At 62.6% G+C, this 21,707-nt stretch carries 18 protein-coding genes; 7 read left to right on the top strand and 11 right to left on the bottom strand.

The window, feature by feature from the left end:
• Positions 1 to 16 precede the first annotated feature (16 nt).
• Positions 17 to 1,444, bottom strand: coding sequence for an amidase (locus tag RX331_RS12965; protein ID WP_317256939.1), 1,428 nt, complete (start codon positions 1,442 to 1,444; stop codon positions 17 to 19).
• 106 nt (positions 1,445 to 1,550) lie between these two features.
• Between RX331_RS12965 and RX331_RS12960 the strand changes: the two genes are divergently transcribed.
• Positions 1,551 to 2,438: a LysR family transcriptional regulator gene (locus RX331_RS12960; protein ID WP_317256938.1), complete on the top strand. Its 888-nt coding sequence runs from the start codon at positions 1,551 to 1,553 to the stop codon at positions 2,436 to 2,438.
• A gap of 3 nt (positions 2,439 to 2,441) precedes the next feature.
• On the opposite strand, the gene ald is transcribed toward RX331_RS12960, so the two are convergent.
• Positions 2,442 to 3,557, bottom strand: coding sequence for an alanine dehydrogenase (gene ald / locus RX331_RS12955; protein ID WP_317256937.1), 1,116 nt, complete (start codon positions 3,555 to 3,557; stop codon positions 2,442 to 2,444).
• A gap of 143 nt (positions 3,558 to 3,700) precedes the next feature.
• Here ald and RX331_RS12950 point away from each other — a divergent pair, with 143 nt between their 5' ends.
• Positions 3,701 to 4,174 (top strand): Lrp/AsnC family transcriptional regulator, encoded by a 474-nt coding sequence (locus RX331_RS12950; protein WP_317256936.1) that lies wholly within the window; start codon positions 3,701 to 3,703, stop codon positions 4,172 to 4,174.
• Here RX331_RS12950 and RX331_RS12945 read toward each other — a convergent pair.
• On the bottom strand, positions 4,171 to 5,199 hold the full coding sequence (locus RX331_RS12945) for a YafY family protein (RefSeq protein WP_317256935.1): 1,029 nt from the start codon (positions 5,197 to 5,199) through the stop codon (positions 4,171 to 4,173). The two genes, RX331_RS12950 and RX331_RS12945, sit on opposite strands and share 4 nt — an antisense overlap.
• Before the next feature lie 89 nt (positions 5,200 to 5,288).
• On the opposite strand from RX331_RS12945, the gene RX331_RS12940 reads away from it, so the two are divergent.
• Together RX331_RS12940 and RX331_RS12935 are read left to right on the top strand one after the other, a co-directional pair.
• Complete coding sequence (locus RX331_RS12940) at positions 5,289 to 5,933, top strand: glutathione S-transferase family protein (protein WP_317256934.1); 645 nt, start codon at positions 5,289 to 5,291, stop codon at positions 5,931 to 5,933.
• A 234-nt stretch (positions 5,934 to 6,167) separates the two neighbouring features.
• Positions 6,168 to 7,478, top strand: a complete 1,311-nt coding sequence (locus tag RX331_RS12935; protein WP_317256933.1) for an ABC transporter substrate-binding protein — start codon at positions 6,168 to 6,170, stop codon at positions 7,476 to 7,478.
• Positions 7,479 to 7,661: 183 nt separating this feature from the next.
• Here RX331_RS12935 and RX331_RS12930 read toward each other — a convergent pair whose 3' ends face one another.
• The 6 genes from RX331_RS12930 to xoxF5 form a co-directional block, all read right to left on the bottom strand.
• A complete protein-coding gene (locus tag RX331_RS12930; RefSeq protein WP_317256932.1) occupies positions 7,662 to 8,831 on the bottom strand; it encodes a Gfo/Idh/MocA family oxidoreductase in 1,170 nt (389 codons plus the stop codon).
• Positions 8,832 to 8,849: 18 nt separating this feature from the next.
• On the bottom strand, positions 8,850 to 10,031 hold the full coding sequence (locus RX331_RS12925) for a fumarylacetoacetate hydrolase family protein (RefSeq protein ID WP_317256931.1): 1,182 nt from the start codon (positions 10,029 to 10,031) through the stop codon (positions 8,850 to 8,852).
• 384 nt (positions 10,032 to 10,415) lie between these two features.
• Positions 10,416 to 10,985, bottom strand: a complete 570-nt coding sequence (gene gfa, locus RX331_RS12920; protein WP_317256930.1) for an S-(hydroxymethyl)glutathione synthase — start codon at positions 10,983 to 10,985, stop codon at positions 10,416 to 10,418.
• A 32-nt stretch (positions 10,986 to 11,017) separates the two neighbouring features.
• Positions 11,018 to 12,124 (bottom strand): S-(hydroxymethyl)glutathione dehydrogenase/class III alcohol dehydrogenase, encoded by a 1,107-nt coding sequence (locus RX331_RS12915; protein WP_317256929.1) that lies wholly within the window; start codon positions 12,122 to 12,124, stop codon positions 11,018 to 11,020.
• A 73-nt stretch (positions 12,125 to 12,197) separates the two neighbouring features.
• Positions 12,198 to 12,713 (bottom strand): c-type cytochrome, methanol metabolism-related, encoded by a 516-nt coding sequence (locus RX331_RS12910; RefSeq protein WP_317256928.1) that lies wholly within the window; start codon positions 12,711 to 12,713, stop codon positions 12,198 to 12,200.
• Between the two features lie 75 nt (positions 12,714 to 12,788).
• On the bottom strand, positions 12,789 to 14,594 hold the full coding sequence (xoxF5, locus tag RX331_RS12905) for a lanthanide-dependent methanol dehydrogenase XoxF5 (RefSeq protein ID WP_317256927.1): 1,806 nt from the start codon (positions 14,592 to 14,594) through the stop codon (positions 12,789 to 12,791).
• Positions 14,595 to 15,002: 408 nt separating this feature from the next.
• On the opposite strand from xoxF5, the gene RX331_RS12900 reads away from it, so the two are divergent.
• Entirely contained in the window at positions 15,003 to 15,971 is a 969-nt protein-coding gene (locus RX331_RS12900; RefSeq protein WP_317258114.1) for a helix-turn-helix domain-containing protein, read from the top strand.
• A gap of 72 nt (positions 15,972 to 16,043) precedes the next feature.
• On the opposite strand, the gene RX331_RS12895 is transcribed toward RX331_RS12900, so the two are convergent.
• Both RX331_RS12895 and RX331_RS12890 read right to left on the bottom strand, forming a co-directional pair.
• The gene (locus RX331_RS12895) at positions 16,044 to 18,476 is read right to left on the bottom strand and encodes a TonB-dependent receptor (protein WP_410708189.1); all 2,433 of its coding nucleotides are present in this window, start codon (positions 18,474 to 18,476) and stop codon (positions 16,044 to 16,046) included.
• 153 nt (positions 18,477 to 18,629) lie between these two features.
• A complete protein-coding gene (locus RX331_RS12890) occupies positions 18,630 to 20,003 on the bottom strand; it encodes a histidine kinase (protein ID WP_317256925.1) in 1,374 nt (457 codons plus the stop codon).
• 193 nt (positions 20,004 to 20,196) lie between these two features.
• Between RX331_RS12890 and RX331_RS12885 the strand changes: the two genes are divergently transcribed.
• Together RX331_RS12885 and fghA are read left to right on the top strand one after the other, a co-directional pair.
• A complete protein-coding gene (locus tag RX331_RS12885; protein WP_317256924.1) occupies positions 20,197 to 20,817 on the top strand; it encodes a response regulator transcription factor in 621 nt (206 codons plus the stop codon).
• Between the two features lie 29 nt (positions 20,818 to 20,846).
• Positions 20,847 to 21,692: an S-formylglutathione hydrolase gene (gene fghA / locus RX331_RS12880; RefSeq protein WP_317256923.1), complete on the top strand. Its 846-nt coding sequence runs from the start codon at positions 20,847 to 20,849 to the stop codon at positions 21,690 to 21,692.
• The last annotated feature ends 15 nt before the right edge of the window (positions 21,693 to 21,707 follow it).

Genomic DNA, 21,707 nt, shown 5'->3' with positions numbered 1-21,707 from the left:
AGCCACGTCTGCATTATCAGGCGAAATTCGGCCACCGGGCGAGAAGATCTTGCGAAGCCTCGAACAGCGCGCTGACCCGCAGCAATTCGACATCGCCGCGGAATTTTCCGACCAGTTGAATCGCAACCGGCAGACCGTCCGCGCCAAAGCCGCAGGGCAGACTGACCGCTGGATGGCCGGTCATGTTGAACGGCATGGTCCAGGGAAACCAGCTCGGCCGCACGTCGCTGAACACCCGGCCGTCGATTTCTATCGTGCCGAACAGGTCCTGGTCGATCGGAAGCGCTGATCGAGTGATGGTAGGCATCGCGAGAATATCGACCCTCTGCAGCAATGTCTGGATCCGCCGAAACAGCGCGGTACGGTCAAACATCGCCTGCTGATAGTCAACACCGCTAACCTTGGTCGCCAGCGCCAGTTGCTTCATGAAGGTCTCGCTGAGCACCTCGCCATGATCGGCCGCAAGCTTCTCGAACCGTGCGCGCCACGCAGTGTGGTTGATGGCGCGCCAGATCGGCTCGATCTCAAATCCGTCGGCAGGCATTTCCTCGATTTCGGCCCCGAGCGCCTCCAGCCTGGTCAGTGCGACCTTGAACGCCGCGGCGACATCGGCGGCGACCGGCCGTCCCAGCGGAGCGAGGCAGAACGCAATCTTGCGCCCGCGCAGATCGCCGTTCGGCGCCGATCGCTCGACAAAATTCCCTGGTGGGAATCCGATCGACCACGGATCGGAAGCGTCTTCTCCGGACATCGCCTGCATCATCAAGGCGGTGTCGGCGACGGTGCGCGTGGTCGGGGTCACATAGGTCTGGTTGCCGAACGCATCCTGCACCTGGCTGTGCGGAATGACGCCGTTGCTTTGCTTCAACCCGACCACCCCGTTGCAAGCGGCCGGAATCCGCGTCGAGCCGCCGCCGTCGGTTGCGATGGCAAGCGGTGCGATGCCGCTGGCAACGGCAACCGCCGCACCGCCGCTCGAACCACCGCTCGAGCGCGCCGCATTCCACGCATTGCGCGTGCGGCCGAACAGCGGCGAATCCGTCAGGCACTTGGTGCCGAACTCCGGCGTCGTGGTCTTGCCTATCAGGATGGCACCCGCTGCCCGCATTCGCGCCACGGCGACCGCATCATGGTCAGGGACGTTGTCCTTGTAAGGCACCGCGCCGAACGTCGTGCGCACCCCCTTGGTGTTGACGAGATCCTTCACCGTGTAGGGAATGCCGTGCAGAAGCGGAAGCGGCGTGCCGGCCATGACCTCACGCTCGGCCTTTCTCGCCTCGGCCATCGCCTCATCGGCGCATAGCGTGATGAAGCAGTTCAATTCGCCCTGCAGCCGCTCGGCGCGCGCCAGCACGGCACTGACAATTTCTACCGACGAAACCTCCTTGCGCGCAATCCTTGCGCGGAGCTCGCTGGCAGGCAGGAAGCACAGTTCGTAAGTCATGGTCCTTAAGCCCCACGTGGGATCGACGACAGAAGCATGACATTCGGATTGACTTTCCGTCCAATACCATCGCACAACCGAGCTATACGAGATGGGTATAGCAAAAATGGACCTCCGGCGCCTTCGCTATTTCGTTGCCGTGGCCGAAGAGCGCAGCGTCGCCCAGGCGGCCGTACGCCTGCGCATGGCGCAGCCGCCGCTGTCGGTGCAGATCCGCAAGCTGGAAGCGGAAGTCGGCACCTCGCTGTTTCGCCGCGGGGCGCGGGGAATGGAGCTGACCGCAGCCGGCCGCGCCTTGCTGTCGCGCGCACGCGAGGCGCTGGCGCTGGCGGCCGAGGGTTTTGAGACCGCCCGCGCGGTGGCGGCGGGACGCCATGGAAGACTGTCGGTCGGCTACATGTTCGCGCTCGCCCATGCCGTGTTGCCAAGGCTCGTTCCGGAGCTGCGAAGATCGCTTCCCAAGGTCGATCTCGAGTTCATCGAACTGAGCGCCTCTACGCGGGAGGCGCGCCTGCTCGACCACAGCGTGACGGTTGCGCTGTGCATGCCCGCCATTCGCCATAGCGAGATCGAGGTATCCACGATCGGAAAGCAGCGGTTGATGCTGGCGATGCCGGCCGGTTCGCAGCTCGCGCGCGGGGCGGCGGTGCCGGTGAAGAAGCTGCAGGGCCGTCCGCTGATCAGCCTGCCCTGGCCTGCCGAAGATCCCGCGACATCCGTTGTCACCTCACTCCTGAGGCGGCATCAGGTCAGCATGCCCGTCGCGAACCGGGTGGAGACGGTGCATTCGGCGCTTAGCCTGGTCCTTGCCGGAGAAGGCATGGCGATCGTTCCCGCCTGCGCCCAGCTCGGCGCCCCGACCGGCGTCGTGTTCCGGCCCTTCCTCGACGCTGACGATGCCATGGACGTCGCGGTTTGCTGGCGGAGGGATTCGCTCAATCCGCTCGTCCGCAATTTTCTGAAATGCGCGGAGCGGGTGATCCGCCAGGTCTGATCTTCAAGCCGCCAGAATCGTCTCAGGCTCCGCCGCAGGCAAATTCTGGCTGTCGGCCACCGCGCGATTGGTGATCTGCCCACGGTGCACGTTGAGGCCGGCGCGCAGATGCGGATCCTCGATCAGCGCACGGATTCCCTTCCCGGCCAGCGCCAGGCCGAACGGCAGCGTGGCATTGTTGAGCGCGTGGCTCGACGTCACCGGCACCGCGCCGGGCATGTTGGCGACACAATAATGCACGATCTCGTCAACGAGATAGGTGGGCGCCTGATGAGTGGTCGGCCGCGACGTCTCGAAGCAACCGCCCTGGTCGATTGCGACATCCACCAGCACGGCGCGGCGTTTCATGCGGCCGAGCTGCGCGCGCGAGACGAGTTTTGGCGCGCTGGCGCCCGGCACCAGCACGGCGCCGATCACGACGTCTGCCCCGATCACCTCCTCCTCGATCGCCTCCAGCGTCGCATAGCGGGTGCGAACGCGCCCCTGGAACATCTCGTCGAGCACACGCAGCCGCGGCAGCGCGCGGTCGAGGATGGCGATGTCGGCGCCGAGGCCGGCCGCCATTCGCGCGGCATGCGTGCCGACAACGCCGCCGCCGATCACCGCGATCTTGCTTGGCGCGACGCCGGGCACGCCGCCGATCAGCTTGCCCATACCATCGGCCGATTTCCGCAAGGCCGCGCCGGCTGCCTCGATCGCCAGCCTTCCTGCCACTTCGCTCATCGGCGCCAGCAAAGGCAGCCCGCCATGGGCATCCGTCACCGTCTCATAGGCAACCGCGGTGCAGCCGGATACGGCAAGCCCCCTGGTCTGCTCGGCGTCCGGCGCCAGGTGCAGATAGGTGAAGAGAATCTGGTTCTCGCGAAGCTGACGCCATTCCGCCGGCTGCGGCTCCTTGACCTTGACCACCATGTCGGCGGTCGCAAAAATTTCTGCCGCCGTATCCACGATCCCGGCACCGGCCGCACGGTAGACATCATCGCCTGCCCCGATGCCGGCCCCGGCGCCCTGCTCGACGATGACCTCGTGCCCCCGCGTCACATATTCCCGCACCGAAGCCGGCGTCAGGCCGACGCGATACTCCTCGACCTTGATTTCCTTGGGCACGCCGATCCGCATGGGCTTCTCCTTCTTGACGAGGTTGTCCGGCTGGCTGAAAAATTACGTCCGAACCGGCAGCGCTTCTCTGCGAATTGCGGCTTGCTGGGATTATTTTCCGCATATAGTCTGCGCTTCGGCGGCAAAAATTAGTGATTTATGGCGTGACCGAGCTGGATCGCATTGATTTACGGATACTGACTGAACTGCTCGCCGACGCCCGGGCGAGCCAGATCGAGCTCGCCGAAAAGGTCGGGCTGTCGCCGACGGCCTGCGCGCGCCGCATCCGCCAGCTCGAGGAAAGCGGGATCATCAGGGGCTATCGCGCCGATCTCGAACCGACCGCGCTCGGGCTGGTCACGACCGTGGTCGTCACCATCACCTTGGAAAAGCAGAGCGAGGATTATCTGGCCGCGTTTGAAGCTGCGATCGCGCGCTGCCCGGATGTCGTGTCCTGCCACTTGATGTCGGGCAGCGACGACTATCATTTGCAGGTGATCGCCCGCGACATCGCGGACTTCGAACGCATCCACAAGCAGCATCTTTCACGGATGCCCGGCGTGGCGCGCATCCATTCCAGCTTTGCGATGCGCGAGGTGGTGCGCCGCGCCATTCCCGAGACCGCACTACGGCGCTAGCTTCGGCTCGACGCAATCTGCGGCGCGAGACGATCCGGCACGGGCTTTGGCGCATCACCACCATGATAGCGCGCGGCCATCGCCTGTGCGATCTCCGCCATCTTCTCGCGCAGTTCGGCCGGCTCCAGCACCTCCGCCTCGGCGCCGAAGCGCAGCAGCTCAGTGGCGGCGTGCCATACCGTCTTTCCGATCGGGAGCACGGCGATGCGCCAGCCGTCGCTATCGGGAGCGTCTTCGATACGCATGCGCGCCTTTACATAAGGCGGGCTCAAGGCATTGAGCAGTTTGACGCCGAACGGCGACAGCCGCAGCGTGACGGTGTTCGGATGAAGTTCGGCCTCGAGCCGCAGCGTCGCGGCTTGCCAATAAGCGGCGAGATCGAAATCCGCGGGGCGGACGAAAGGCTCGTCCAGAACGCCGCAATCCAGAATCCGCGCGACGCGATAGGTGCGCACGCTGCCGTCGACCCTGCCGGCGAGATACCAGCTGCCGCCCTTCAAAACGAGGCCGAGCGGTGCGACACGGCGATGCTTTTCCGCCTGCCAGCTCCGGTAGCGGATCTTGATCAAGCGTTCGCGCAGCAGCGCGCCGGCAATTGCGCGCAGATGCACGGGCTCCTCAGCCTCGCCGAACCAGCTCGGCGCGTCCAGATGAAACCGCTTCTGCATGCGCCCGGCGTTTTCGCGCAAATTGGCCGGCAGCGCCGCCATCACCTTGTTATGTGCGGCCATCATCGCGGCATCCAGGCCCAGTGCAGCCGCGGGACCCGGCAGTCCCGCCATGAAGAGCGCTTCAGCCTCCGGCGGCGACAATCCGTTCAGCCGCACGCGATAGCCGTCGAGCAAACGGTAGCCGCCTTCCGCACCACGGTCCGCATAAACCGGAACGCCGGCCGCCGCGAGCGCATCGATGTCGCGATAGATCGTGCGCACCGACACCTCGCAGGCTTCTGCCAGCTCGGGCGCGGTAATCCGCCCCCGTGCCTGCAGGGTGGTGAGGATGGACAGCAATCGGCTAGCGCGCATGGCTCCTTAAACCATACCTGACACAGGATGTCAGGTATGGGCAGGCATAGAAAGGACCCGACCAAAGGTAAGCTTCAGGAGATCCGCCGATGACCAAATCCGCCCCCATCGCCCTCTATTACTCGCCCCAGACACGCGCCACGGGCACGCGGGTATTGCTGGAAGAACTGGGAGCTCCCTACGATCTCCATGTTCTCAACATGAAGGCGGGCGAGCAGCGGCAGCCCGCCTATCTCGCTATCAATCCGCTTGGTAAGGTTCCGGCGATCCGTCACGGCGGGGCACTGGTGACCGAGCAGGTCGCGATCTACATCTATCTGGCCGACCTGTTTCCGGAGGCCGGTCTGACGCCAGCGCTCGACGATGTCAGGCGAGGGCCTTACTTGCGCTGGATCGCCTATTACGGCGCGTCCTTTGAGCCTGCCCTGATCGACAAGTTCATGAACCACCCGCCCGCGCCGGTGACGCAATCGCCTTATTCCGACTACGAGTCCATGCTCGGCGCACTCGAGGCGCAGCTTTCCAAAGGCCCCTATCTGCTCGGCGACCGCATCACCGCAGCCGACATTCTCTGGGGCGTTGCCTTCAGCTGGACGATGATGTTCGGCCTCGTGCCGAAGAACGACGTGTTCGTGCGCTATGCCGAGCGCATCACCTCGCGCCCCGCCTTCCAGCGGATCAACGCGGCCGACGACGAAATGGCGGCGCAGCATGCCGCAGCCGCCGGCGGGTGATGGGCGGCTTGCGAAATCTCCGGCACACGCACGGCTTTGTTTGTGTTGCGATGATTGGGTGGCGCTTCCGCGCGCCATCCGACTTTAGTTGATGGGCCTGCCTGCTTCACAGCGCATTCCACAGCCGCCCCCTAAGCCCGGCGCTGGTTGACTTCCTTCCGCATTGTCCAAATACTTGACCAAAACCGGAAGAACCGGTCCCGGCGATAATAAAAACCAGTGGGAGGAAACACGATGTCGACTTCACGCAGGACGCTGCTGAAGACTTCCGCGGCTGCCGCCGCCGCTTTCACCTTCGATTGGACCCGCGCGCAGGCGCAAGCCGAGACGGTGCGCATCGGCCTGATTTACGACCTGACCGGCCCCTTTGCCGCCGGCGGATCGGTCGCCTCCTCGATCGGCGCGCAGATCGCGATCGATCTCGTCAACGAGAAAGGCGGCATCGGCGGCAAGTACAAGGTCGCTCCTGTCGCCGCCGATTCCCAGAGCAAGCCCGACGTTGCGATCAATGAGGCCAATCGACTGATCGATCAGGAGAAGATCGACATCATCAACGGCGTCTATGCCAGTTCGCACGCCGTGCCGCTCGCAGCCAAGGTCGAGCAGCAGAAGAAGATCCTCTGGATCACGACCGCGGTTTCGACCGCCGTGTTCAAGGACAAGAACCTGCAATACGTCTTCCGCGCGCAGATTCATTCCGACCAATACGGCCAGGCATTTGCAAGCTTCCTCAATGAGCACGCCAAGGCCAAGCTCGGCATCGAGCCCAAGGACGTCAAGGTCGCGCTGATCCACGAGGACGGTCCCTACGGTGTCGGCGTTGCCGCCGCTGACGAGGCCTACGCCAAGGAGGCAGGACTTCAGGTCGTGCTCAAGGAAGGTTATTCGGCGTCCGCGCCCGACCTTTCGGTCTTGGTGACCAAGATCAAACGCGCGCGGGCCGACGTGATCTCGCATGCGGGATACAATCCCGACATCACCCTGTTCCTCCGCCAGGCACGCGAGAACGGCCTCAAGTTCAAGATGCTGTTCGGCGCCGGCGCGGGCTACAGCCAGCTCGACAAGCTGCGGGCAACCTTCGCCGCCGACATCGACAATTTCTGCAACATCGATCCGGTGCCGGCACAACTGCTCGATCCCGCCAAGCTCGCGCCCGGCATCGGCGATCTGACCAAGACCATGGTGGCGCGTTACAAGGAGAAGACCAGCGCGACGGATGTGCCGCCGCACTGTTCGATGGGCTTCAACCAGACCTGGGTCCTGCTCAACAACGTGCTGCCCGTTGCCAAAGAGAAATACGGCGGCTTCGATCCCGAAGCGGTCCGCAAGGCGGCGCTTGATGTCGATATCCCCGTGGGCGGCACTATCCAGGGCTACGGCGTAAAATTCTATCGGCCCGGCACGCCGCTCTCGGGCCAGAACGAGCGTTCGACCCCGGTCGTGATGCAAAATGCCGGCGAGCATATTTCAGTGGTCTGGCCGACCAGCATCAGAACGCAGGACCCGGTCTTCCCGCTGCCGAAATCATCAGTGTATGCGGCCTAGGGAGTTACGAACACGCGTCGGCTTCTAACCTCTCCCCGCCTGCGGGAAGAGGTCGGATTGCATCGCCAGATGCAATCCGGGTGAGGGGGTACAGGTCTGTCGACATTCCGCGCTCGCGGTGAGAGCCCCTCACCCCACCCTCTCCAAAGAGCGGGGCGAGGGAGTGCACGATCGGCGCGCCCCTCACAACATCACCCGCCGCCCCTCTTCCGCCGCCCAATAGCCGGCGTAGTTGACCTTGATCGTCTCGAAAGCCAATGCGATATCCGCAAGCGGCTGCCGGCCGGTCGCGACGCATTCCATGAAATCCTGGATTTCCTGCGTGTAGCCGCGCGTCCATTCTTCCTCGAGGCAGACGTACTGCCAGCCGGTTTTGCGATCGACCTTTTCGGTGATGTAGACGCTGGCGAGTTTTTCCTCGCTGGTCTGATAGCTCATCATGTGCGTGTTCGGCGTGATGTTGGCGAACAGGGCGCCACCGCTGGTATAGGTTTCGATGAGGTTGCGTACGCCGCCCGCGATCATATCGCCGGAAAATACGGTCGCCTTGGTGCCATCGGAGAAGGTGACGGTCAGCACGCCCCAGTCCTCGACGTCGACCGGGTTTGACTTGATGACGCCGCGCTCGTCCGGGCGCAAGCACGCCGCCACATTGCCCACGTCGCAGGTGACGCCGGCAACGCCAATCGTCTCACCGCGCGCCGTGGCCTCGACCTGCTTGAGATAGAGCACGGCCGAAAGCGGATGGCACCCCATCCGGATCAGCGAGCCGCCGCCGGTCATCTCCCATTGCGCGGCGTGCGCCGCATGCGAGCCGGAGTGGCTCTCCTCGCCCTTCATGAACAGGATCTTGTCCTTGGTGGCTCTCAGCATCTCGGCCGTCTTGGTGATCGCCGGCGCGTAGATCCAGTCCTCCGCATACATGAAGAGCCTGCCGGTCCTTGCGATCGCCGCGCGGGTTTTTTCCATTTCCTCGAGCACCCGCTCGTACATCAGCGCCTTCGGCACATGCTTGCCGATCGGCGCCTTGTCGCCGTCACGCCCGAAATAACCTGCGAACGGCTTTTCGCAGATCACATGTTTGCCAGCCTGCATGGCATCGACGATCATCGAGGCGTGCAGATTGGGCGGGGTGCAGATGTCGATGACGTCGATGTCGGCTTCGGCGATCAGGTCGCCAAAGCTGCGATACACCGTCGCGATCTGGTGACGGCGGGCGAACTCGACGACATGGTCGCCTCTCGCCGCCACTGCGCGAACTTCGACATTCACGCCGTAGACCCGCCGGTAGGCGTGCATATGCAGTTCGGACACGAAGCCGCAGCCGGCGAGGCCGATCCTGATCTTCGCCATGCCCGGAACGCCTCCTGTCTATCGCTCAACGCCCTTGCGGCGCATCAGGGCGGCGAACAGTTCGGTCAGGCCGAACTTCCACGGCTCGCAATCGCCGCTGTGACGCATGCGGTTGGTCAGCCGTCCCAGCTTCGGCGTCGCGACCGTCACCAGATCATTCTCGACGTGCGTAAAGCCCTGCCCCTTCGCGAAACGGTCCTGGATCGGGGCGAACATGGTGCCGAGGAACAACACGAATCCGTCAGGGTATTGATGGTTTTCGTTGATGGTCTGCCCGACAATATCGGCCGGATCGCGGCTGATCTGGGTCAGCGAGGATGCGCCGTGTAGGACAAAGCCTTCCGGCCCCCTCACCTCCAGCGTGATCTCCATCTTCCTGATATCGTCGAGCGTGAAGGTCGCATCGAAGAAGCGGACGAACGGCCCGATGGCGCAGGAGGCATTGTTGTCCTTGGCCTTGGACAACAGCAGCGCCGAGCGTCCCTCGAAGTCGCGTAAGTTGACGTCATTGCCAAGCGTCGCGCCGACGATGCGGCTATCGCTCGTCACCACCAGCACCACCTCCGGCTCGGGATTATTCCAGGTCGATTTCGGGTGCAGCCCCGCATCCACGCAGGTGCCGACTGCGGAAAGCACGGGCGCCTTGGTGAACACCTCAGCGTCGGGCCCGATGCCGACTTCGAGATATTGGCTCCAGGCATTCTGGGAGACCAGCACGTCCTTGACATGCTGCGCCTCCGCCGAGCCCGGCTTCAACTGCGAGAGGTCGGTGCCGACGATCCGCGTCACTTCGGCGCGGATCGCTTCCGCCGAATCGGGATTGCCGCGCGCCCGCTCCTCGATGACGCGCTCCAGCATCGACACGGCGAATGTGACGCCGGCCGCCTTGATCACCTGCAGGTCGATCGGAGCCAGCAGCCATGGCTTGGTCGGATCGCGGGTGTCCGGCGGCGTGTTGTTCAGGAGATCCTGCAGCGCGCCGACCCGCTCACCGCGCGCCGCGTGGAGCGCCTTGGCCGGATCGGCGGCGGCCGCCAATTGGCTGGCGGTCGGGAATTCGTCGGTGACGTCAAAAACGCCGTCCGGGCGGATGGCGACCACCGCCGGGCCGGCCAGATCGGGACGCCAGATCCGCCCCATCAGCGCGGCGCCGGCGGAATCCTCGGGCAGAATGAAAGCGGCGTCCGTGGCGATGGGCATCGTGAAAATCCTTTGCGGGGCTTCGGTCGGGTCGATCTCGTCCTTAGAAGGAAATCTCGCGGCCGGTCAACACCGTCGCAGCCATCCGCATCGCGGCGCAACATGCAAAATCAGACCACCGGTCAAGTGCGGACGCGCGGCAACCCGCCCGCGGACGGCACGGCGACAGGTGGCCTATGGAGGAATTCGATGCCGCAAATTGCGCGAGGGTCTCGGCGGCCGAGCCGCTGATCTGCAGTGGCAACAGCAATGGCCGGCAAGCATTTCGCCCGCCGGCCGCAGCTGAGGATGGCGTGATTGCAGCATCTCCGCCGATGGTGAGGGGGTGCCATCGGCGCAAGCTCGAAGCGCGGAGGATTGCCCCGCGCCGCCGTCAAGCCCAGCTCAGGCTGCTTTTGCCTTGGACTTGGCCACGTGACTTGAGATCGCATCCATCAATGGCGGCGACAGGCAGTCATATGGCTCCAGCCCGAGTTCCTTCAGCCTTGCCCTGATTCCAGCCATCTCGCCCGGCTGGACGCCGGACTCCAGCACGGACGACACGAAGGCTGCGAAGCCCGGCGCTGCCGACCCAGCTTCCTGGAACAGTTCGGGATGGATGAAGTCGAGGCCGTAGAAGGGATGTCCGGTGTTTTCGATCCGGCCATACATATGGGTGCCGCAGGCCTTGCAGGCATAGCGCTGGATGGTCGCCGCCGGGTCAACGATCTGCAGCTTGTCGCCGTTCTCGATCACCTTCACATTGTCGCGCGGGACGACGGCGACCACCGAGAAGGTCGCGCCTGAGGGCTTCCAGCATTTGGTGCAGCCGCAGGCATGGTTATGGGCAACGTCGCCCTTGATGGCGACCTTGACCGGCCTGTCCGTGCATTTGCAAACAAGGGTGCCGCCGGCGAAATTGCCAGACCCCTGCTTGACGCCGTTATCGACCGATGGGTGGATATGAACAGTCATGGGCCTATCCTCCTGTGTTTGACGTTCTTTGTTCAGAACACGACTACCGAGCGGATCGACTTGCCCTGGTGCATGAGATCGAACCCCTGGTTGATCTCTTCCAGCTTGAGGACATGCGTGATCATCGGATCGATTTCGATTTTTCCGTTCATGTACCAGTCAACGATCTTGGGCACGTCGGTGCGGCCGCGGGCGCCGCCGAACGCCGTGCCCTTCCAGACCCGGCCGGTCACGAGCTGGAACGGCCGGGTGGCGATTTCCTTGCCTGACTCCGCAACCCCGATCACGACGGAGACGCCCCAGCCGCGATGGCAGGATTCGAGCGCCTGCCGCATCACGGTGGTATTGCCGGTACAGTCGAAGGTGTAGTCTGCGCCGCCGTCGGTGAGCCCGACCAGATGCTGGACGATGTCGCTGACCTTGGTCGGGTTGACGAAATGGGTCATGCCGAAACGACGGCCCCAGTCTTCCTTGGCATCGTTGATGTCGACGCCGACGATCTTGTCGGCTCCCACCATCTTGGCGCCCTGGATGACGTTGAGCCCGATGCCGCCGAGACCGAACACGACGACGTTGGCGCCCGGTGTCACCTTGGCCGTGTTCACCACGGCGCCAACACCCGTGGTCACCCCGCAACCGATGTAGCAGCTCTTGTCGAAAGGCGCGTCCTCGCGAATCTTCGCTACCGCGATTTCCGGCAGCACGGTAAAGTTCGAGAACGTCGAACATCCCATGTAGTGGTAGATCGTGTTGCCCTTGTAGCTGAAGCGCGAGGTGCCATCCGGCATCAGGCCCTTGCCCTGGGTGGCGCGGATGGCGGTGCAAAGATTCGTTTTCTGGCTCAGGCAGCTTTTGCACTGGCGGCATTCCGGCGTGTAGAGCGGAATCACATGATCGCCTGGCTTGACCGAAGTCACGCCCGGCCCGACCTCGCGGACGACGCCGGCGCCCTCATGACCGAGGATCGACGGAAAAATTCCTTCGCTGTCGAATCCGTCGAGCGTGTAGGCGTCGGTATGACAGATGCCGGTCGCCTTTATCTCAACGAGCACTTCGCCAGCCTTCGGACCTTCCAGGTCGAGCTCGACGATTTCGAGAGGTTTCTTCGCTTCGAACGCGACTGCAGCGCGGGTCTTCATCGTAGGCTCCACATTTGCTCTTCAACCGCCGCACGGGGCGCAGCGAAACTCACACCGCGGATGTTCGGCATGATCATTTGGCCCCCATGCAGGCTTTTTCCGCCTCAGTGTAGGCGTCGGGCTTGTCTTCACGCTTGGCGGGCCGCACGCGGCCGACCGCGTCATATGCGCGAGCGCGCAGATAGACGTAGAGGTCGTCCATGTAGCAGGCGACATTCGGATTATCGCCAAACGCCGGCATGACGCTTTCTTGCGCGGTGTTGACGTTCTTGCGACCACTGGCGACGACCCCGAGGAAATCACCGTAGCTCATCGTCTTCAACGATTCTTTCAACGCCGGCGCGTAGGTCGATCCCATCCCGTCAGGGCCATGGCAGACATGGCATTCGGAGTGATAGCGGCGGTAGCCGGAGTAGGTGTACCAATCGACCGTTCCGTCGGCCGCAACGTGGAACGTCGGGTTGCCTTCCTTGTCGAGATATTTGCCATCCTCGGACTTGACGGCCGTCGGATCGGTCGCCTCCGCAAAGGCAAGAGTTCCAGGCGCCACGAGCACGAGAGTGGCTGCAATCAACCAGATTTTACGCAAGAGCTCATCCTCGATAACAGATCTAGATCAACCGGCGCGTGGAACGAGCCACGCGCCGGACGAGGTGGTCCTGCTTTACTGCGGCAGCGCGAACACTGTGAGCGTGCCGCCGAGTGCCGTGTAGTTGCTCAGCGCGGCGTAGCCACCGACGGCGCCGAGGCCCGCGGTCGGATCGGTCAGACCTGCGGCAAGGCCGATACCCGCCCAGCCACCGACGCCGGACAGCACGGCCACATACTGCCGGCCATTCTGCTCATAGGTCGTGACGTTGCCGATGATGCCGGACGGAGTCTTGAACTTGTAGAGCTCCTTGCCGGTCTTGGCGTCGACCGCCTTCAGGTAGCCTTCCAGCGTCCCGTAGAACACCACGCCGCCTGCCGTCGCCAGCGCACCCGACCAGACCGAGAACTGCTCCTTGTTGGACCAGACGATCTTGCCGGTCTTGCCGTCCCAGGCAATGAAGTTGCCCATGTGGTTCTCGCCTTGCGGCGGAAACATCGACAGCGTCGCGCCGACATAGGGCTGACCCGCGGTGTAGCTCACCTTGAACGGCTCATAATCCATGCAGACGTGGTTGGTCGGCACATAGAACAGCTGCGTGTCCGGCGAATAGGCTGCCGGCTGCTGGTCCTTGGTCCCGAGCGCGGCCGGGCAGATACCCTTGGTGTTCTTGTCCTCACCGCCCTTCTCCGTCGAGAACTGATCGACGACCTTGGGACGTCCATAGGTCGGCGAGCTCTTGTTCATGTCGACGCCGGTGGTCCAGTTCACCTTCGGATCGTACTTCTCGGCGACCAGCAGTTCACCGGTGGCACGGTCCATCGTGTAGGCCAGACCGTTGCGATCGAAATGGGTCAGCAGCTTGCGCTCCTGGCCGCCGACGTTCTGGTCGCTCAAGATCATTTCGTTGACGCCGTCATAGTCCCATTCGTCATGGGGCGTCATCTGATAGACCCAGCGCGCCACGCCGGTATCCGGATTGCGCGCGAAGACGGTCATTGACCACTTGTTGTCGCCCGGACGCTGCTTCGGGTTCCAGGTCGAGGGATTGCCCGAGCCGTAATAGACCAGGTTCAGACTGGGATCATAGGACATCCAGCCCCATGTGCAGCCGCCACCAATCTTCCATTGGTCGCCCTGCCAGGTCTTGACGCTCGAATCCTTTCCGACCGGCTTGCCGTGCTCGGTGGTCTTCTCGGGATCGAACATGATCTGATCGTCCGGTCCTTCGGAGAAGGCGCGCCATACCTGCTTCCCGCTCTTGAGATCGTAGGCAGTAACGTGGCACTGCACGCCGAATTCGCCGCCGGAAATTCCGATCAAGACCTTGTCCTTGACGACGAGCGGCGCGGACGTGCCGGTGGCGCCCTTGCCCGGATCGCCGTTCTTGGTGCTCCAGACCACCTGCCCGGTCTTGGCATCAAGCGCGACCAGCGTGGTGTCGGCCTGGTGCAGGAAGATCTTGCCATCGCCATAGGCCACGCCGCGGTTCACGGTGTCGCAGCACATGACGGGAATAACGTTCGGGTCCTGCTTCGGCTCGTACTTCCAGACGATCTTGTTGTCCTGCGAAAGGTCAAGAGCATAGACCTTGTTTGGAAACGGCGTGTGGACGTACATCATGTTGCCAATGATCAGCGGCCCGCCCTCGTGGCCGCGCAGCACGCCGGTCGAGAAGGTCCAGGCAACCTGGAGCTTGCCGACATTCGACGCGTTGATCTGATTAAGCTTCGAATAGCGCGTATTGGCGTAGTCGCCGGCCGGCTGAACCCAGTCTTTTGGGTTCTGCGACATCTTGATCAGCTCATCATTGCCGTAAGCGGCGCCCGCGGCGAATGCCGCCATGGCGCCAAGACAGGTCGCGGATAGCACCTTGCGCATAGTGGTTTCCTCCAGGATACGAGATTTGGGTTTCCGCCGAAACGGCCCACTTCTTCCATTGTTGGTCCTTCTTCCTATCCCGGTCCGAAATAGGAAACTTGCCCAAGAGCGAACCGTGTTTGCTCAATAGCGAAAACCAATTGAATTTTTCGATTTCGGCGTTCCGGCTCGATCCGCGATGCTGCGAAGCATCATTCCGTGGGCCTGTTCCCACGTGTTTTCCTGCCCGACTGCCGCCTGAGGTTTCCCTTGACGCCGTCAAAACTAAGTTGGAGGATTGTCAAAGGGATATTGGGAAGAATCTGCGCTACTTCCCGAACGACTGTCAAAATTGGGACCAAATCTCACGACCATCTGACCGACGCCTTGGCGGAGGTTGTAGCCTGTTCTCAAATCGGTGGCTGGGCAATGTCTGATACAGTTCGTTCACTCAGCACTTCCGGATTAGCGCCGAAAAAGCAGATCCAAACTTGGTCAGACGCACTGACGGATCTCTGTGGCCAGTTTGACGTCGATCCGCTCGAAGGTTCCTCGCTGGAGGGAAGGATCAATTACACCACGGTGTCGCAGCTGAAGCTGTGCCAGATCGAGGCAAGCCAGCATCGCATCGCCCACACCATCTCGGGCACGAAGCTGAGTGAACATCCCTACGTCAAGATATTGTTCCAGACCTACGGCATCTCGCATTTCGAACAGGCTGGCCGTCGCATGGACATCATGCCCGGCGACTGCCTCGCCTATGACGTCTCCTGTCCGCATACGATCATCAGTCCATCGCTGACACGGCATGAGGTCGTGATCGTTCCCAAGGAACTGCTTCACGAACGGGGCTTCCGTACGGCGAAGATGCTGCCGTGCAAGCTCTCCGCGCGTAACGGCACCGGCCGTATCGCCTACGACTTCGTGCACACCGCGTTCGACGAAGCGAAAAGGTTGTCGCCCTATAACGCCATCGGGGTTGCCGATTCGCTGATCGATCTGTTGCTGCTGCCCCTACGCGAAGCCGACACGATGTTCGATCGCGTCGGCCCTGAGGCGATGTACATTCGCGCGCAAGCCTTCATCCGCGAGCACTTGCGTGATCCGGAGTTGTCCATCGACCAGATCTCGGCGGCGCTCGGCTGCACCAAGCGCTACCTGCACATGCTGTTCAGCGACAAGGGCATGACGGTCAGCGACTACATCTGGCGCGCGCGACTGCTGCATTGCCGGCAGGAGCTGGAGACCCAGCACGGAAAGACGATCACGGATGTCGCGTTTTCGTGGGGCTTTTCGAGCTCGTCGCATTTCAGCCGCGTGTTCCGCAAGCATTTCGGGGTCGTGCCGTCAGCCATCCATAAGGCGCACGCCAACGATTCGGTGCCGGACGCGTCCTGAACATAGCGCCACCTGGCGGTCTGCCGGCACCGCACCTGAGACATCAATCCGCTCACACCCGAAAACCTGAGGCTAGAAGGTTGCCTTCAGCCCCGCGTAAAACGCGCGTGGCCGCGCCGGGCTCACAGAACGAGGGTCCGTGAAATCCAAACCGCCATTGGCGAAATTGGGCACATTGCCGGTCTCGAAGAACGTCCCATAGGTCGCGTAGCGATTGTCGAAGATATTATCGACGCGGCCATAGATCTGATACGTCTTGTTGATCTGATACGAGGCGTGCGCGTTGAAAACCGCATACCCAGGCAGCCTCGCCGCCTGGTTGGATTCATCGCCAACAAAATACTGGCTGCCGACGAACAACGCATCGCCGCCGATCTTGAAGGCATCGGTGACTGCATAGTCGAAGCCAAGCTTGACCCGGTTGCGGGGGATCGCCGGAATTCGGTTGCCGGGCAGGACCTGGATAAGGCCGGTCGTTGGATCGGCGAACGGGCTGTGAGAGTTGAGCTGCAAGACGTCGAGGAAGCGTGCATCCACGAGGGCATAGCTGGCATAGAGCTGCAGCGTCTTCGACGTCAGATTGACCTGCGCCTCGATGCCCTGACGCCGCGTGCTGCCGACGTTCTGGAAGTAGCCAAAACCCTGCAGCTGGCTCGGGATCGCCAGGATGTCGTCGGCATTGGTGGCGCGGAACGCACCGATTTTCCATCCGAGCGTTCCAACATTCAGCTCCTTGGTGCCGCGGAAGCCTGCCTCGACGGTTCGCGACACGACCTGCTTCAGTGGCGGGTCCGCGATCAGGAAGGCGCCGACGATACAGGGGCGCGCCGGATCGGCGCACGCGAGTTCCAGCGGGGTTGGCGCCCGATTCGCCTCTGAATATCCGGCATAGGCGGTCAATTCCGGAGTGATCTTGTAGGTGCCGCCGATCATGGGATTGAAGCGGCTGAACGTATGGCTGCCGTTAAGATCGGTACCGATCAGATCTTGAAGGTTGATGCTGGCATAGTTGAACCGGCCGCCGCCCGAGATGGAGAAGCGGTCCGTTACGTCGAACGTGTCGACCGCATAGAGGCCGGTGTAGCGGTTGGTGGCTCGCAGGGAGACCGGACCGATCGAAATCGGCTCACCCGATCGGCCAAGGAATATGCCACTGCCGCTGACGACGTAGCTTGAGCCGATCGTGCCCAGTTCGGCGGTCGCCCCGAAGCGGGTGACGCCGGAGTCGAAACTGGCGCCGACCATGAACTGGTTGTTGTGGCCGAACAGCTGGTCCGTATTGGTCGCCTGCAGAGTCGCCCCGGTCGTCGTCGAGCGGGTGGTCGTCCGATCGATCTGCCCCAACACGGCATCGGCGGGGAACGGATTTACGATCGGAACTCCGTTGACGCCGTTGGCAAACGAGGTGTCGCTGTTGAAGCAAAGCAAGGCGTCATCAGGGGGCGCGCACCGCTCGGTCTCTGTCGGATTTCCGTCCACCGTCTTCTGCTGGTATCTGCGGACGCGCGCCGATCCTTCGATCGTCCAGGTCGGCGTCACCTCGACCTTTCCAGTCAAATTGGCGTAGGCCACGCGATTGTCATGGGTTTGCGGCGTCGTATAGGTCGCGCCCCAATAGTTCTGCAGCAATTCCACGGGGACCGCGGCAGTCGCGCCGAAATTGTTCTTGGCGACACCGAAGTTGAGGTGGAACTCACTGGCATCCGTCCGGTAGCCGACGTCTCCATAAAAGCGACGGATTTCCGATTGCGAGAAATTGCGATAGCCGTTGTCGCGCAGGCCTTCGAGCGCGCCGTAGACCGACCAATTGCCGTACTGCTGACCATACTGCGCCGAACTCTGGATGCGTCCGAACGAGCCGCCCATCGTGTTGATTTCAGCCCCCTTGTAGTTGAAGCCGTCCTTCATCAGTACGTTGACGGCGCCGCCAAGCGCATTGAGGCCGAATGCCGGGTTATTGGTCACGACTGTTACCGACCTGATCGCGGCCGTGGGGATCAGGTCCCAGTTAACGGTGTCGCCAAAGGCTTCGTTGATGCGCGCCCCATTCTGGTAGACCGCCAGCCCCTGCGGTGTGCCGGCCACCGGAGATGCGACAAAGCCGCGAAACTCGATATCCGGCTGAAACGGGTTGCCCGTCGTACCGCTGGTGTTGATGCCCGGCACCTGCTGCTGCAATGCGTCCGCAATGTTGAGCGAGCCCGTTCGCGCGATCTGCGCGGCACCAACGGCGTTGATGGCGGCCGGCACCTTGTCGACATCCGTTCCCGAGCCGGCCGTCGGCGTTGGCGCGGTTGGATAGACATAAACCCTGCGCACATTTCGGGGTACGGCGCGCGGAGCGCCTCGGCTGCGGGTTGGCTTGGCGCTCGTCGTCGGAGCGACCACCTCGATGGCTGGCAAGACCTCGCTATCACCGGATGCGGCCTGGGCCCGAGCGCCTTCGTTCCCCGGAACCAGACACAGCGATATCGTCGTCCCGACGATTAGGCACCGAGCACCCATTGCATTCCATCCCCATTCCCTTCCGGCCGCACTGATACCCCGCCGGTTGGTTGCGGATGATCTTAAGGCGCGCCGATCAGGTTGCGCACCATTCAAAACGTCTCGTTTGCCCGGTATTTCTTTTCCCGGATAGAACCGGGAAAAATTCCCGGCTCAGCCGTGCCCGTCGCTGGGAATCACGGCTTCCACGGTGACGCCGCCGTCGCCGGAAGCAATCGTGAGCGAGCCCCCCAGGGCCAGAATGCGCTCGCGCATGCCCGTGAGCCCGAAGCCGAGCTTGTGATCCGGCCGCAATCCGCCGCCATTGTCGCTGATACGCACCCGCGCGCCGCTCCGGCTGTCGCGCGTCGGTCCCGGCGATAGCTCGGTCGGTTCGACGGTGACGTTGACGCGGGTCGCGCCGGCGTGACGAAACACGTTGGTCAGCGCTTCCTGGATGGTGCGATAGATCGTCAGGTCGGCGGTCTCCCCGCTCTCGCCGAGCGATGGCGAAATCGACGTTTGGATCGCGACATCTGGATGCGACTCGCCCCACAGACGTAGCAGTGCTCCGAGCGCATCGCGGAGCCCGAGTTCGGTCAGCCCCACCGGCCGCAGCTTTTCGAGGACCCGCCGGTTGGTTTGTTGCAGGGCATTCACCTGCTCCAGAATGGCAGCGCCATGCTTTCGCTTGGCTTCCAGATTCGGCTCTCCCGCGTCCGCCGTCCGCGTCAGTGCGCTGGCGTGCGCCCGCAAGGCAAACAGATGCGGCCCAAACTCGTCGTGCAGCTCGCGTGCAATCTCCTTTCGTTCGACGTCCTGCAATGAGACGACGCGCTCGGCCAGGCGTCTTTTGTCGTCGACCGCATTGCCCAGCGTCGCCGCAAGATGATTAAGCTTGTCGCAGATCGCAGCCAGCTCCGGCGGCCCATCCGGCTTTACGCGTGTGTCGTAGCTCCCCGCCTCGATCTTCGTCATCGCGCCGGAAAGCGTCTCGATCGGCGCCAGCGCCCGGCCGACGACCCTACTGGTGATGAGAAACAGAATGATTGCTATCACCGAGCCGATCTGGAGCTGGGAGACAATGCCATCCCAGATCTCGCTCATCTCATCGTTCGGATGAGAGGTGATCAGGAGCGCGCCCGGCCTTCCCTTGACCGAAATTGGCACGGTAACGGTCGTCTTTTCAGGATGAACAAGCGCGACGAACCACGCCGGAGGCGAGCGCGCATCATCGCCACCGCCTGAACGCTCCCTGTTTCCAGATACCTCGGCCGTATCACCCTGCCGCGTGATGCTGACGTGACGAAGCCGGTTGAGGTCGCGAACGATTTGGGTCAAACGTGCATCGGGGTCCGGTGCCTCGTCCAGCCCTGCTACAATGGTTTCGACGAATTCGCGCGCCAGCCTCGTGACGCTCTGATCCTCGGCCTGAACACGCGGCCCCGCTTCGAGAACAAGACGCGCAATGTTGATGGCCAGCCCCAGTGTGAGGACGAGCGCAAGCAGCAGGTTGATCCGGGCGCGTAATGAAAATCGTTGCCACATGGCTGGTGTCCACGAGTACGGTGCCTACGGTTCCGCCGAAGGAAGCGTTGACAGATAGAAGAAGGCGGCTATCTAATCGAACCGTACAGCAACATTGCGCGGGTTACACAATCCGTCGATGGGTGAGCTTCGCGGCGGCGGTGATCTGATGCGGTGCAGCAAGTGAATTGACGCAGCTATCGGGAGCCGACCAATGCGCGTTCTGATCGTCGATGATCATCGCATCGTTGCTTCGGGCTGCCGTGCGTTGTTTGCGGATGATCCCGGCATCGACATATTGGAAGCCGCCGACGCAGAGAGCGGCGAGCGCGTATTCAGTGAACAGCACCCGGACATCTCGGTGCTTGACATCAACTTGCCGACGGTATCCGGGTTTGAGTTGGCAAGGCGCATCCTCGGACACGATACGTCCGCGCGCATCATCATGTTCAGCATGAATGACGACCCGGTATTCGCCAAGCGCGCCATCGAAGTCGGCGCCAAGGGGTACGTGTCCAAGACGGGAGATCCGCAAGACCTCGTCGAGGCCATTCGCGAGGTCGGAGATGGCGGCGTTTATCTCCCGCCCGCCATGGCGCGGAGCATTGCCTTCGCCGGCGCTTCGTTCTCACAGAGCCCGCTCTCGAAGCTGACCTCGCGCGAGATGGAGATATTACGGCTACTCAGTGCAGGCAAAAGCCTCTCTGAGATCGCCTGGCTGGTCCACTCCTCGTACAAGACGGTCGCCAACACGTCGTCGATCATGCGCCAGAAACTCGGCGTACGAACCTCTGCCGAACTGGTGCGGCTGGCCATCACGAACGGCGTCGGTTAACGACAGCGCAGCGCTAAAGTGGCAGAGGCATGACAATTCAAACCGTTTCGACCAACAAGGCCCATGACGGCATTCAGGGTGTCTACCGGCACGCCAGCCGCGAGACGCAGACCGAAATGACCTTTTCGGTCTATGTCCCCCAGCACAATGCGGGCGCCAAGCTGCCCGTGGTCTACTATCTCTCCGGCCTGACTTGCACGCACGCCAACGTGACGGAGAAAGGTGAATTCCGCAGCGCCTGCGCCGAGCTCGGGCTGATCTTCGTTGCGCCCGACACCAGCCCGCGCGGCGAAGGCGTGCCCGGCGATCCCGCCAATGCCTATGATTTCGGACTTGGTGCAGGCTTCTACGTCGATGCGACGCGCGAGCCGTTTGCCCGCAATTATCGCATGTGGAGCTATGTCACGGATGAATTGCCAAAACTGATCGGCGAACATTTTCCCGTCGATTCTGCCAGGCAATCCATTCTTGGCCACTCCATGGGCGGTCACGGCGCACTGACCGTCGCGCTGCGCCATCCCGGCCGCTATCGCGCGGCCAGCGCATTTGCGCCGATCGTTGCGCCCTCGCAGGTGCCGTGGGGCATCAAGGCGCTCGGCGGTTATCTCGGCAGCGATCGTCAAGCATGGCGCAAGCACGATGCCGTCGCACTGATCGAGGATGGCGCGAGGGTGCCCGGTCTACTCGTCGATTACGGCGATGCCGATCAATTTCTCACCGAGCAGCTGCGGCCGGAACTGCTGCAGGTCGCGTGCGAGAAAGCGAACATCCCCCTCACCCTGCGGCGACAGTCCGGCTATGACCATAGCTACTACTTCATCTCCACCTTCATGGCTGACCATCTGCGTTGGCACGCCGAGCGCCTGACGGGCTGAAACGCCGCGGGCAGA

Source organism: Bradyrhizobium sp. BWA-3-5 (assembly GCF_032917985.1).
In the GTDB taxonomy this organism is placed as follows: Bacteria; Pseudomonadota; Alphaproteobacteria; order Rhizobiales; family Xanthobacteraceae; genus Bradyrhizobium.
Note: the sequence above shows the minus strand (reverse complement) of the source record. Positions and strands in the feature narration are given on the sequence as shown.